We start from the raw sequence: 13567 nt of genomic DNA, 5'->3' as shown, positions 1-13567 counted from the left end.
CCGATTGACAACGATGTCAGACGTTCTGGTTCAGCTTTGAGGAGCAGTGATCGTCGATGGTGTCACGAAGAATCCTCCTGCAAGCAGGCGGCGCGGCCCTCGCGGGCGGGGGGCTGGGCCTGACGTCGCAGCAGCAGGCCGGTGCCGTCGAGTCCGGCGCCGCGGCCCGTCTCCTGCCGTCCTTCGGCCACCCCGTCCGCCTCGATGTCGCCGACGTCAGCACACTGGACGGCCACGACCAACTGCTGTTGACGACTCTCCAGGGCGTCGTCAACCGACGTGAGCCACGCCTCTACTTCAACTTCGACAAGAGCGAGGTCGATCTGCGGTGGCTCCCCTCCACCGGCGCAGCCGTCACCCGTCACGACAACGCGCTCGACCTCGTCCGCCGCTACCGCGAGCAGGTGCGCGGCGCGATCCTCGTCGACCCGGACGTGCCCGACTCGGTCAACATCGCCACCACACTCGCCGGACTCAGGAACGCCGTCGCCGCCACCGCTGAGCAGGCGCACACGCACGGCCTGAAAACCGTCATGGATCTGCGCGGCCGCTTCGACGCCGACGATGTACTCGCCACCTACCGCTGGCAGCTCGGCCACCTCCTCCCGCAGTGCAGCCACGCCCTGCTCGCCGGTCTGCCGCCCACTCGGACCGTGGCCGTCGGCAACGTGAGATGGAGGGAGGTGGCGCGCGAGACCGAGCGGATCCGCGATGTGTCCAACCGCCGGGTGCGTACCTTCGATCTGAGCCCGGAAATGAGCGACAACAACGGTGTCTACGTACGTTTCCAGGACTCTTTCGCAGACGACGGGTGGGGCGCGTCCGTCGCTTCCGTCGTGGTGAAGGCGGACGGCAAGGAGGTCGCCTCGTTCACTCCCGGCACGGACGCCGAGAAGCCTTACCTGTTCGACGGTCTCAACTCCTCACTCGGCGACCGTTCCAACCGGTTCAGCGACGGTGGCGGCTACTTCGTCTACCGCTTCACCGCGCCCGCCGGAACACAGCATCTGGCGATCGAGGTCGACCTGTGGAACCAGTACCTGGTCACCGCCACCGGCACCGCACCCACCCGCGTCGAGCCCTTCCCCTATTTCCGGGACTATGCGGTGGCCAGCAAGGCCATGGTGCTGTGGCTGCCGCCGTCCGGTGAGACCGGAAAACTGCTGGACGAGACGTTCGCCCGGTTTGAGCCCACCACCCCGTACACCGGCTGGTTCTCCAACGACGTCGCAGGTGAGTGGGGCGGCGTGGACCGCGCATCGCAGCACGGGATCGAGGTCGTCCCCGCCGACGTCTACATGAACGGCACCGTCCACGCGGGCGTCCCCGCGAAGGTCTCCAGCAAGGTCCGACGCCGTCCGAAGGCCGGGCTGCGCAACCGCGTGTACCTCACGCTCACCGTCGGCGAGGGTGACAACGTGCAGTACTGCCAGCGCCGGATGCGGGACATCTGGGACGATCCCGAGCGCGGCAGCGTCCCCGTCAACTGGACGGTCAGCCCGCTGCTCGCCGACATCGGCCCCGCTCTCCTCGCCTATTACCAGAAGACCGCCACCGACAACGATCTGCTCATCTCCGGCCCCTCCGGCGCGGGTTACACCTACCCCGGGTCCTGGCCCGAGAAGGCCCTGGACGCGTACACGGAACTCTCCGGCCGGTTCCTGCGCCGCACCGGCATGGACCTGGCCTACGCCTACAACCCCCGCAACGCCGCGAACGACGGCTGGCTCCCCTTCGACGAGCGAGTCGTGGGCTCGTACCGGAAGAACACGCCGCTGCGCGGGATCATCCAGTCCTGGGAGACGGGCGACCTGCAGATCAGGCCGGCCGGGCTCCCTGTGATCGGCAACTTCTACCCGCAAGGAAAGGGCGAGGAGTTCCGCGACGGACTGCTGCGTCACATCGAGGGCAGGGACGAGTCGAAGCCCATGTTCATCGCCGCCGCGATCAACGCCTGGAGCTGGACACCGAGCGACATCGCGGAGCTGGCCGAACTGCTCGACGCACCCTTCGAGGTGGTCCGCGGTGACGTGTTCTTCGCGCTGATGAACCTGAGCGCGTGAACGTACCTCTTCAGCCGAGGTGGGTCCGCGAACCTCCGTCGGCCGCGGCGGCGCGACTTCTCCCCCTGGTGAGTATGAGTACCCATGCAGGAGGAGAGCGCGCCGCACGCGGCCGGGCCGGCTCGGGGGCTGTTTGCCGTGCACAACAGTCCGCCCGGCGCCGGCGTACGGGTCAGCGGACCTTCGTCAGCTCACCCTTGTCCTGGAGGGTGGCGATCCCCCTGAGCCAGAGGCTGTTGACCCGCTGACGCTCCTGCGCGTTCGGGTAGGCGTTCGTGCAGGACGTGCCGGGGCCGCCGCCGGACATCAGCTCGCTGCACGGGCCCGAGTAGTGGTCGGGCAGACCGAGCACGTGACCCGTCTCGTGGGCCGTCACCCGCGTGGAGTTGTACTGCTGGTTCTGCCGGTAGTCCAGGAAGATGTAGCCGTGGCCGCGCCCGTCGGTGGAGGCGTACGAGCCGCGCGAGTCGTTGCCCTCGCGGTACTCGAAGTCGGCGCTCGAGCTGGTCTCCTGAAGCTTCACGTTACTGACGGAGGAGTTCCAGATCTGCGTGCTCTGCGCTATCTGGCTGCGGAAGCTCGGCGCCCGGGTCGTGCCGTAGCGGACGGTGACGACCTGGATGCCCGGCTGCGCCGCCTGCTTCTTCAGCGCCGACTTCATGACGGCGTCGAAGAACTGCCGGTTGGCGGCCTGGTCCTCGGCCGAGCCCGCGTACGCGGACGTGGCGTTCGTGGAGGCGGGCTTGACCGTGTCGGACGCGGGCGCCGCGAACGCCGAGGGGGCGGCGGCGAGCGAGCCGACGAGAGCGGCGGCGCCGAGGACGGCGAGGAGGCTGGTGCGGGATCTGTTCACGGGGGTGTGTCCCTTCCGGATGTCCGGTGGCTGGATGGCCGGGGCGGCCGGGAACTCCCGGGCACGGGGGTGCCCGGCGTCCCGGGACCTAGGGCCCTATAGATGTGGCCTTTGGTCGGGACGAGTATCGGGAAGGCAGGGCTCGTTCGTACCGATGCCATTCGGTGATAGCTGCAGAGCATCAACTGGTATGCGCCATAAGGGACTTGCTGCATCACGCGCCCGGCCCTGCGCCTACTGGAGACGCCTGATCCGGTGGATGTCGCACACACAGTGGTTCAGGAGGGCGGCGGCGACGATCCCCGTACAGACCAGGAGCACCGGCCGTGCCGCGAACACAGATCAGACAAGCACGACGACCAGCCACCAGAGCGGGATCGGGGGCCGCTCCCCGACCTCGTCGAAGGAACTCCTGAGCCCCATTTCCGGCCGCGGGCAAGCAATGTTTCAGCAGCACCGACCTGCCGTCGGCGCCCGAGCCGTGGAGCAAGGGCAGGCCGACGGCGCACCGCGCCCAGGAACGAGGGCGCAGCGTCGAAGACCACGGCGACAGGGCGGCAACCTCCGCGGCCACCGCGACGACTACGGCACACGGGACAACGACACCCGGGATTCAACGATGAGCAGGGAGCCGACCATGAGCCGAGCACGTACACGAAGACTGCACGTCACGCTGGCCGCGCTGGCCGTCACGGCCGCGAGTGGTGCGGCGCTGACGCTGCCGGAGGCGTCGGCGCAGCCCACGGCCGCGGCCGCGGTCGGCAGCGCCACCGGCTACGCGACGCAGAACGGCGGGACCACCGGTGGCGCGGGCGGGAAGACAGTGCGGGCCACGACCGGCACCGCGATCCACACGGCCCTGTGCAGCCGCGCCGCCGACGACACCCCGATCACCATCGAGGTGGAGGGGACGATCAACCACGCCAACACCGCGAAGGTGTCGGGCGACAGCTGCAACACCGCCGCCGGCGTGATCGAGCTCAAGCAGATCAGCAACGTCACGCTCATCGGTGTCGGCGGCGGCGCCGTCTTCGACCAACTGGGCATCCACATACGCGATTCCAGCAACATCATCGTCCGGAACGTGACCGTCAAGAACGTCAAGAAGTCCGGCTCCCCCACCTCCAACGGCGGCGACGCCATCGGCATGGAGAGCGACGTCCGCAACGTCTGGGTCGACCACACGACCCTGGAGGCCTCTGGCGGGGAGTCGGAGGGTTACGACGGCCTCTTCGACATGAAGAACAACACGCAGTACGTGACGCTGTCGTACAGCATCCTGCGCAACTCCGGGCGCGGCGGCCTCGTCGGGTCCAGCGAGAGCGACGTCTCCAACAGCTACATCACCTACGACCACAACAAGTACGAGAACATCGACTCCCGCACGCCCCTGCTCCGGGGCGGCACGGCCCACATCTACAACAACTACTACACCGGCCTGAACGAGTCCGGCATCAACTCCCGCGCCGGCGCCAAGGCCAGGGTGGACAACAACTACTTCAAGAACTCCAAGGACGTCCTGGGCACCTTCTACACCGACGCGGCCGGCTACTGGCAGGTCAGCGGCAACACATTCGACACGGTGACCTGGTCCCCCGCCGACGACGAATACCACCCGGCAGGTCCCAACCCGACGTCCAACACCACGGTGAGCATCCCCTACTCCCACTCCCTCGACAGCGCCGCCTGCGTGCCGAACATCGTGGGCAGAACGGCGGGAGCGGGCACGGGCCTCAAGGTGTCGGACGGCACCTGCTAAACGCGGCAGCCGTCCTGACGGTACGGCAGCGGAACACCTCCCTACCGTCAGGACGGCACCACCACGACAGCCGAACCGTCCATCCTGCGGTTCGCAACAGCGGCGGTGAGCTCAGGAGGCCTGGTCATCCTCCCCCGTCGCCTTGTCGGGCACCAGGGCGAGGCTGATGATGTGACGGATGCGGTCGTCTCCGGAGGTGCGTTGCGCATACCGGGCGACCAGTGCCTCCAGTTCCTCCACCAGTTCGGTGAACTCTTCCGGGGTCGCCCATACCGCTCCCTGCCGGTAGAGGACGCCCTCGCGCGAGGGGTCGGCGTCGTCGCGGGAGAGGTAGCGGTCGAAATCGGCCATCATCGCCCCGGTGAAGACGGTGAAGGCCTGCCGGTGGTCGTCCTTGGTCATTCCGGCGCGGGCCTCCTCGTCGACGAGGGCCTTGTCCTGCCGGACCCGGTAGCTGCGTTCGACCGTCCCGCGTACGGGTCTCTCCTGGACCACTTCCAGGATCCCGGCCTGGGTGAGTGTCGCGACGTGCCGGTACATGGTGGCCGGTGAGACGTCCGGGAGACGTTCCCGGAGCTGCGCGGTGGTCAGTTCACCGGCGCCGACCAAGGTCTGGAGGATGCGCATCCGGACCGGGTGGAGGAGGAGATTCGCGGTAGCCATGATTCACTCTCTCACATCTGATAATGTTCTCGCACTTGAGAACGAACAAGCGCGAAACGAAAGAGGCGGGGCCTTGCCCGACATCGACATGACGGTCACCGCAGACAACGGGACCTCGCTGGCCGGCACCCTGACACTGCCCGTCGGCCCCGGCCCGCACCCGGCCGTCCTGCTGCTGCACGGCTCCGGCCCGCTGGACCGTGACGGCAACAGCCCGAAGCTCCCGATGAACCTGGGGCGGCCGGTGGCCGATGCCCTCGCCGCGCAGGGGATCGCCACCCTGCGCTACGACCGTCGCGGCAGCGGCGCCAACCCCGGCGACTGGCGGGCCGCCGGCTTCACCGACAACCGCGAGGACGCCGCCGCGGCCGTGCGCGCTTTGGCGGACAGGGCCGATATCCGCGCGGACGCGATCGGCGTGATCGGCCACAGCGAGGGCTCGCTGCATGCCATCGCCCTGGCTGCGCGCACGGACGTGCGTGCCGTGGTGCTGCTGGCCGGCTTCGCCAACCTGGGCGAGGAGGCCTTCCGCTGGCAGGGCCGCTCGATCGTCGCGAGCATGCCCGCTCCCGTCCGGCTGCTGCGCCGACCGCTGGCGGGACTGGGCAGCCGGGCCCTCGCCCGGGTGAAGAAGACCCGGACGGACGTGGCGCGCGTGGCAGGGGCCAAGGTCAACGCCCGCTGGATGCGCGAGATGCTCGTCCATGACACCCGGGACGACCTCGCCGTCAGCGGTGCCGCGGTCCTCGCCATCACCGGCGACAAGGATCTGCAAGTCAACCCGGACGACCTGAAGGAGATCGCCCAACTGGTGCCCGGCGGCGCGGAGACCCACCGCGTCGACGACCTCACCCACATCCTGCGGCGTGACTCCGGACGCCCCACCCTGAACTCCTACCGCCGCCTGCTGCGCGAGCCGGTCGACCCCGGCCTGCTCGACCTCGTCGCCCAGTGGCTCGCCCGCCACCTGGCCGCGGCCACTGGTGAGAGGTCCACCGGTGAGACGTCCACCGAGGGACAGTCCGCCGCTTCCTGACCTTCCGGTCCCCCGGCGGTCCGGGCGCACACCCCGCCCGGACCGTACGAATTCGAGACGGTGTTCGCCGCGCCGACGCGCCGCTTCGGGCTCGGCAGACATACGAGGGGATGGCTCTCCGGCGTGGAGACGGCTGCGCGGCTCCGGACAGTCCGGCGGACGATGGCGTCGTGCCACAACCCGGCACGCCACCGTGCCGAGCGACCCGAGTGATGAGTTATCGCGCCCGTACCCGTCACACCTATGACAGGACACCACCAGACGGAAGGACGACGTGATGAGTGCCAACACGCGGCCGGGGGAGCAAGGCGTGAGCGGGCTGGGCGAAACCGACGAGCCGGCGTTCTCCGGGCTGGCCGAGCGGCACCGGCGGGAGCTGCACGTGCACTGCTACCGGATGCTCGGCTCCTTCGAGGACGCCGAGAACACCGTGCAGGAAACATTCCTGCGGGCCTGGCGGCGGCGCGAGACCTTCGAAGGGCGCTCGACGTTCAGGGCCTGGCTGTACCGGATCGCCACCAACGCCTGTCTGGACCTGCTGGCCAAACACCGCCCGGAACCCGCGACCGGCGGCGAAGTGCTCTGGCTGCAGCCCTACCCCGACCGGCTCCTCGACGAACTGCCCGCCGACAACGCACACGAGCCGGAGACCCTCGCCCTCGCGCGCGAGACCATCGAACTGGCCTACATGGTCGCCCTCCAGCACCTCGCGCCGCGCCCTCGGGCCGTACTGATCCTGCGGGACGTACTCGGCTGGCCCGCCAAGGACGTCGCCGACCTCCTCGGCAACTCCGTCAACTCCGTGAACAGCGCCCTGCAGCGCGCCCGCGCCGGCATGCGCGAACACCTGCCCGCCGAACGGCAGGACTGGACCGGCAGCCAGGAGAACACTGGGACGCGCGAGATCGTACGCCGCTACACCGACGCCAGCCTGGCCACCGACATCGACACACTGGCCGCACTGCTGCACGACGACATCCGCTCCTCGATGCCGCCCACCCCAGGCCTGCAAGTGGGCCGCGACGCGGTCGTCGACTACTGGACCGAGAGCGGCTTCGACGGCATGAAAAACCTGCGCGCCGTCCAGACCTCCGTCAACCGGCAGCCCGCCCTCGCCTTCTACCACCGGCAAGAGCGGGAGGGCGCGTTCCTGCCGCTGACCATCGATGTTCTGCGCATCAGCGGCGGTTCGATCACCGAGATCGTCACCTTCCACAGCGACCGGTTCCCCCGGCTCGGACTGCCCGAACGCCTGCCTGCGGACGGCACCGAGTAGACCCGGCATGCCCTGGGCACGTCCGTCGCTGCCGCCGACGAGTGACGGGTGGCCAACTCCGCGAGATCTGCTGCGGACAGGCGTCCTGCGGCATCTGCCCGGGGCGCCCGTCCGCCTGGCGGAGGCTGCACCGCCATGTCCCGGATATCCGGAACTGGGCGTCTCGCCCCCGGTGTCGCAAGCAGTTCGATACGCGGCGTGACAAGAGTCGCACCTCTGTGTGCGATCAGTGACGGACCTATGGGCGTGCGGCCGGTGAACTCGGGCCTTACTGTTCGGTAACCCTCACAAGAAGGCGTTTTCGTGCCCCCTGGCGGGAGATCCACTGCGTGCTAGCGTCCCGGGTCGCCGGGGGGCCGACACATCAAGTGAGAGGAATCCCGTGGGTCACATGCACCACATGGCAGGAGGCTGGGCCACTCCGGTCCTGTCGTACGCCATGGCCGTCGTCGGCGCCGCGCTGGGACTGCGCTGCACCGTGCGCGCTCTGGCAGCCGGGGGGCGGTCCAAGAGGAACTGGCTGATCAGCGCCTCCGTCGCCATCGGCGCAGGCATCTGGACCATGCACTTCATCGCGATGCTCGGCTACACCGTCGACGGCACCGCGATCCGCTACGACATCCCGCTGACCCTGCTCAGCCTGGTCGTCGCCATCGCCGTCGTCGGCGCGGGCGTCTTCACCGCCGGTTACGGCCACTCCCGGGTGCGCTCCATCGTGCTCGGCGGCGTCGGCACCGGACTCGGTGTCGCCGCGATGCACTACATCGGCATGGCCGCCGTCCAGCTCAACGGCTCGATCTCGTACGACCCCGCGCTCGTCGCGCTCTCCGTCTTCATCGCGATCGCCGCCGCCTCCGCCGCCCTGTGGGCCGCGCTGTCCGTGCGGGGGCCGGCTGTCGCGGCCGTCGCCTCGCTCGTGATGGGCCTGGCGGTGAGCAGCATGCACTACACGGGCATGGCCGCCGTCACGGTGGACGTGCACGCCGGCACCGCACCTCTGCAGGGCGCGAGCGCCACCGCCTTCATCCTGCCGCTCGCCGTGGTGCTCGGCTCCTTCCTCTTCCTGACCTGCGCGTTCGTCGCGCTGTCCCCCACGGCGCGTGAGCGCGCCGAGAGCGAGGCCGCGGCCCGCCCGCTGCACGAGGTCGAACTCCCGCTCACCTGACCGCAGCCGGGCCGCTCCGGCCCGCGCCGTCACTCTCCCCACCGCGGCACGCGCTACGTCATCACGCGCGTCGGCGCCCCGCGTTCCCCGGGCCCGACGCACTGCGCGTGCCCCCACACTCCTGCACCGCCAAGGAGCCCCTTCGTCATGCCCGCACGCCCTCTGGTGCCCCAACGCTGGCGCCCCAAATCGATCCGCGCGAAGGTCGTCACCCTGCTGACCGTGCCGGTCCTCTCCCTGATGGCCTTGTGGGGACACGCGGCCGTCACCACCGCCTCCCAGGTCTCGGCCACCGAGCAGCTGCGCCAGATCGACTCGACCCTGGTGCGGCCCCTCGCACGGTTCACCTCCGCGGTGCAGGACGAGCGGGCCGTAGCCCTGAAGTACCGGGCCGCGCCCGGCGGCACCGCTCGCCGCGACTTCGACGCCGCGCAGGCCCGTACGGACAGATCCGTCACCGCGCTGCGCGCGGGCGTCCGTTCCAGCAGCACCGACCTCGCGGCCCTCGACGCCGCGCTGCCCGGCCGGGTCCGCTCCCTGCTCGCGAGCGCCGGGTCGCTCGGTGAGCGGCGCGAGAGCACCCGCGGCGCCTCCGCCGTGCTCTCCGACTACGGCACGGCCGTCGACCGGGCCTTCGCGGTCCGCTCCGGTCTCGCGGGCGCCGACAAGGCCGACCGCGCCTCCGACACCCGTACCGTGCTCGAACTCGCCCGCTCCCGCGACGCGTTGAGCCGCCAGGACGCCGTGCTCGGCGCCGCGCAGGCAAGCGGGACCATGTCCGCGGCCCAGCACCGTACGTTCGTCGGCAATGTCGCCGAGCAGCGTGCCTTCGCCGACGCGGCGGTGTCCGACCTGCGGGCCCAGGACGCCGCCGCCTACCGCGAGGTGCTCGGCTCCCGCGCCGCGGCCGGTCTCGCCACCGCCCAGGACGACGTCCTCGCCGCCGGTCCCTCCGGCGCCGACACCGCGGTGACCGCGGCGCGCTGGCACTCCGTCGCCGGTCCCACCCTGTCCGGGCTCGCCGCCGCCGAGCGGGGCGCGATCGACACGGGCGCCGACGCCGAGCCGTACTCCCTGTCGAACCTGGGCGGTTCCGGCCTCGCCGTACTCCTCGGCCTGCTCGGTGTGATCCTCGCGCTCCTGCTCTGCGTACGCATCGGTCGCGGCCTCGTCGACGATCTGACCGGACTGCGCAACTCCGCGTTGGAACTCGCCGCCCATCGGCTCCCGGCCGCCATCCGCCGCATCCACGGCGGCGACGGCCTCGACCTGGAGAAGGAAGCACCGCTCTCCCACGAACCGGTCCGGGACGAGATCGGCCAGGTCGGCGCGGCGCTGACCACGGTGCAGCGGGCCGCGCTGCGCGCCGTCGCGGGCCGCGCCGCCGTGCTCACGGGAGTCTCCGGCGTGTACGTCAGCCTCGCCCGCCGCAGCCAGCTGTTGCTGCACCGGCAGTTGGAACTCCTCGACACCATGGAGCGCCGTACCGAGAACCCCACGGACCTGGAGGACCTCTTCCGCCTGGACCATCTGACGACACGGATGCGCCGCCACGCCGAGTCCCTCCTTATCCTCTCCGGCTCCGCTCCCGGCCGCGCCTGGCGCAATCCGGTCCCGCTGATCGACGCCGTGCGCGCGGGCATCGCGGAGACGGCGGACATCGAGCGGGTGCAACTGCACGACATCCCCGACCTGCGGCTGGCAGGCACAGCGGTCGCCGACCTCATCCACCTCGTCGCCGAACTCACCGAGAACGCCGCCTCCTACTCGCCGCCGCATACCCCCGTGGTGGTGCGCGGCCAGGAAGTCGGGGCGGGCGCCGTCCTGGAGATCGAGGACCGCGGTCTCGGCATGGGCGACGAGGCGCTCGCCGCGGCCAACGAGAAGATCCAGGCCGCGGACGTCGACCTGCTCGACTCGCGCCAGCTCGGCCTGTTCGTGGTCAACCGCCTCGCCGAGCGCCAGCACCTCGACGTGACGCTGCGCCGCTCGGTCTACGGCGGCATCACCGCCCTCGTCTTCCTCCCGCAGCAGCTCTTGGAGGCCCCCCACCCGGGCCTGCGGCCCCTGCCCGAGCCGGAGCCGCTCCGGGCCGTGGAGCCCCGCCCCGCACCCGCCCTCGCACCGGCCCTCGAGCGCATCCCCGCCCAGCGGCACCACCGCCAGGAACCGAAGGCCGCGCCCCAGACGGAGCCCCACCTCCCGCACGGTGAGCCGGCGCCCCGCCAACTCCCGGGCCGCGCCCGGCACGCCGCACCCCAGCAGCCCCAGACGCCGCCCGCCCCCACCGAGTGGCCCGCTCGCGAACCGGACGGACCGGACGCGGAGGGGGGACTGCCGCGCCGGGTGCGCCAGGCCAGCATCGCCCCCGAACTGCGTAAGGACCTCGCGAAGGACGAGGACGCGAACGCGGGCCCGCACCCTGCCCAGAGCCCGGCCGTCCGCTCCCCGGAAGCCGCCCGCGCCACGATGGCGTCGCTCCGCTCCGGCCGGCGCCGCGCCTCCGCCACCCGCGACGAACCGGCGGGCCCCGGCACCCCGGGCCCCTCGCCCGACCACCACGCAGCGAACGACGAAGGGTTCACCGACCGATGACGCCGACCTACTCCGTCACCTCCGTGGACGACCAGGACGACCACGGCGCGGGCGGCATCGACTGGCTCCTCGACGACTTCGTCGACCGCGTCACGGAGGTGCGTTACGCGGTCATGCTGTCCACCGACGGCCTGTGTGTCGGCGCCTCCCACGGGATGGGCCGCGACGAGTCCGAGCGCTTCGCCGCCATCGCCTCCGGATTCCACTCCCTCGCCAAGGGAGCGGGCCGGCACTTCGACGCGGGCGGCGTCGTCCAGACGATGGTCGAACTGCAGGGCGGCTTCCTCTTCGTGATCGCCGCCGGGGACGGCTCCTGCATCGCCGTGTTCACCGACGGGCACGCCGACATCGGCCTGGTGGCGTACGAGATGGCCCTGCTGGTCGACCGGGTGCGCGAGCACCTCACCGTGCCCCTGCGGACGGATGACACGTCGGCGCCGGACGGCGAGGCCTCATGACGGACCAGCCACCCAACCGCCGCCGGGACGGCCCGGGCGACCGCTTCGGCGAAGCCTGGACCGACCGCTACGACGACGAGGCCGGGCCCCTGGTCAGGCTCTACGCCATGACAGCCGGCCGCGCCCGCACGGACAACGGCGCGGAGCGCGTCGACCTGATGGCGATCGTCCGGCCCACCGCCGCCACGCCGCGCGGTCCGCTCCCGCCCGAGCAGCGCGCGCTGTTGGCCGTGTGCGCCCGCGGTCCGCACCCTGTCGCGGACCTCGCGTCGGACTCCGGGCTGCCCCTCGGTGTCGTCCGGGTCCTCCTCGGCGACCTCACGGCGCAGGGCCTGATCCACATCACCCCGCCCGATGCCACCGCCACCGCTACCGGGAAAGAACGTCCCCACGCCCACCTCCTGCGAGAAGTGATCAATGGCCTCCGCGCACTCTGACCGCTCTGACCGCTCTGACCGCACGCGGCACTCGGCGCCCGCCGACTTCACCGCGCTCAAGCTCCTGATCGCCGGCGGCTTCGGCGTCGGGAAGACCACGCTGGTGGAATCGGTCAGCGAAATCCGTCCGCTGCGCACCGAGGAACCCCTCACCGAAGCGTCGCGCCCGGTGGACAGCCTCAAGGGGGTGGCCACAAAGACCACGACCACGGTCGCCATGGACTTCGGCCGCATCTCCCTGCGGGACAACCTCGCCCTGTACCTGTTCGGCACGCCCGGCCAGGACCGGTTCTGGTTCGTCTGGGACGAGCTGGCCACGGGCAGCCTCGGCGCGGTCGTCCTCGCCGACACCCGCCGGCTCGCGGACTGCTTCCCCGCCGTGGACTACTTCGAGAGCCGCGGCATCCCCTTCATCGTCGCGGTGAACTGCTTCGACGGGATCCGCAGCCACGCCCCGGACTCGGTGGCCCGCGCGCTGGACCTGAACCCGGACACCCCCGTCCTGCTCTGCGACGTTCGCGACCGGGAGTCCGGCAAGGAGGTCCTGATCTCCCTGGTCGAGCACGTCCTGAGCCGGGAGCTGGTCATCCGCTGAACGCCGGGCGCGGGTCCGCGCGCCGGAATTTCGCTGGGCGGTCTCGTCATCGGCCGGTACCGTTCGACGCGGGACCAAGGGGGACGAGCCGGTGCGCCCAATGCTGTTGGTGGTTGTGGACGGATCGCTGAACCCGTATGCGGCGAAGCGGCACCGGCGGCCCGAGGGCTATCGGACGCACCGTCTGCTGACACCTCGCTGGGAGGCGGCAGAGCGGCGCCGGCTGACCGAGTGGGGTCTGCCGAACAAGCCTGTGAAGCCTTTGCGGGTGTGGCTGAATCCGGATCACGGCCCGGCTCTTCATGCCCTTCCCTTCGACCTTGTGTGGGCGACCACGTGGGAGGAAGAAGCCAACGCGTTCATCGCGCCGGTCCTGGGATTACCTGAGCTGCCCTTCATTCCGTGGCCCTCGCCGCGGGCCCAGCCCGGCGGCGGTGTGTTCTGGAAGACGCCTGAGGTCGTCGCTTGGGCGAAAGGCCGTGCGTTCGCCTGGATCGACGACGAGATCACAGAGGCCGATCGCACCTGGGTGAAGGAACACCACGACGGTCCCGCACTACTGCACCGGATCGACGCCCGGTGCGGCCTCGCTGTCGACGACCTCGCAGCACTGACGGCATGGGCGACCGGCCTGGACTGAGGTCTGACTGTCCTGAGGCTTCAGTCC

At 70.6% G+C, this 13567-nt stretch carries 11 protein-coding genes and 1 pseudogene; 10 read left to right on the top strand and 2 right to left on the bottom strand.

Features of this window, described 5'->3' with window-relative positions:
• Positions 1 to 56: 56 nt before the first annotated feature.
• Positions 57 to 2063 carry a GxGYxYP domain-containing protein gene (locus ACWFRJ_RS05895; protein WP_453524946.1) on the top strand — a complete coding sequence of 669 codons (2007 nt, stop codon included), beginning with the start codon at positions 57 to 59 and terminating at the stop codon, positions 2061 to 2063.
• A 172-nt stretch (positions 2064 to 2235) separates the two neighbouring features.
• On the opposite strand, the gene snpA is transcribed toward ACWFRJ_RS05895, so the two are convergent.
• Entirely contained in the window at positions 2236 to 2916 is a 681-nt protein-coding gene (gene snpA / locus ACWFRJ_RS05890) for a snapalysin (RefSeq protein WP_453524945.1), read from the bottom strand.
• Between the two features lie 637 nt (positions 2917 to 3553).
• On the opposite strand from snpA, the pseudogene ACWFRJ_RS05885 reads away from it, so the two are divergent.
• Positions 3554 to 4672 (top strand): annotated as a pseudogene (locus ACWFRJ_RS05885) (pectate lyase family protein); the annotation flags it as partial.
• 114 nt (positions 4673 to 4786) lie between these two features.
• On the opposite strand, the gene ACWFRJ_RS05880 reads toward ACWFRJ_RS05885, so the two are convergent.
• Positions 4787 to 5338 carry a helix-turn-helix domain-containing protein gene (locus tag ACWFRJ_RS05880; RefSeq protein WP_453524944.1) on the bottom strand — a complete coding sequence of 184 codons (552 nt, stop codon included), beginning with the start codon at positions 5336 to 5338 and terminating at the stop codon, positions 4787 to 4789.
• 73 nt (positions 5339 to 5411) lie between these two features.
• Here ACWFRJ_RS05880 and ACWFRJ_RS05875 point away from each other — a divergent pair, with 73 nt between their 5' ends.
• The 8 genes from ACWFRJ_RS05875 (at position 5412) to ACWFRJ_RS05840 (ending at position 13540) form a co-directional block, all read left to right on the top strand.
• Positions 5412 to 6374 carry an alpha/beta hydrolase family protein gene (locus tag ACWFRJ_RS05875; protein ID WP_453524943.1) on the top strand — a complete coding sequence of 321 codons (963 nt, stop codon included), beginning with the start codon at positions 5412 to 5414 and terminating at the stop codon, positions 6372 to 6374.
• Positions 6375 to 6651: 277 nt separating this feature from the next.
• The gene (locus ACWFRJ_RS05870) at positions 6652 to 7650 is read left to right on the top strand and encodes an RNA polymerase subunit sigma-70 (RefSeq protein WP_453524942.1); all 999 of its coding nucleotides are present in this window, start codon (positions 6652 to 6654) and stop codon (positions 7648 to 7650) included.
• Positions 7651 to 8032: 382 nt separating this feature from the next.
• Positions 8033 to 8815 (top strand): MHYT domain-containing protein, encoded by a 783-nt coding sequence (locus ACWFRJ_RS05865; RefSeq protein WP_453524941.1) that lies wholly within the window; start codon positions 8033 to 8035, stop codon positions 8813 to 8815.
• Between the two features lie 147 nt (positions 8816 to 8962).
• Positions 8963 to 11410, top strand: coding sequence for a sensor histidine kinase (locus tag ACWFRJ_RS05860; RefSeq protein ID WP_453524940.1), 2448 nt, complete (start codon positions 8963 to 8965; stop codon positions 11408 to 11410).
• A complete protein-coding gene (locus ACWFRJ_RS05855) occupies positions 11407 to 11868 on the top strand; it encodes a roadblock/LC7 domain-containing protein (protein WP_453524939.1) in 462 nt (153 codons plus the stop codon). Before ACWFRJ_RS05860 ends, ACWFRJ_RS05855 begins: the two co-directional genes overlap by 4 nt.
• Positions 11865 to 12305, top strand: coding sequence for a DUF742 domain-containing protein (locus ACWFRJ_RS05850; RefSeq protein WP_453524938.1), 441 nt, complete (start codon positions 11865 to 11867; stop codon positions 12303 to 12305). The genes ACWFRJ_RS05855 and ACWFRJ_RS05850 overlap by 4 nt, the downstream gene beginning before the upstream one ends.
• Positions 12286 to 12900, top strand: coding sequence for a GTP-binding protein (locus ACWFRJ_RS05845; protein WP_453524937.1), 615 nt, complete (start codon positions 12286 to 12288; stop codon positions 12898 to 12900). Before ACWFRJ_RS05850 ends, ACWFRJ_RS05845 begins: the two co-directional genes overlap by 20 nt.
• 100 nt (positions 12901 to 13000) lie before the next feature.
• Positions 13001 to 13540, top strand: coding sequence for a hypothetical protein (locus tag ACWFRJ_RS05840; RefSeq protein WP_453524936.1), 540 nt, complete (start codon positions 13001 to 13003; stop codon positions 13538 to 13540).
• The last annotated feature ends 27 nt before the right edge of the window (positions 13541 to 13567 follow it).

The sequence above is a fragment of the Streptomyces sp. NPDC055239 genome, assembly GCF_053606205.1.
The sequence above is the reverse complement of the archived record's forward strand: the minus strand, read 5'-3'. Positions and strand labels throughout refer to the sequence as shown.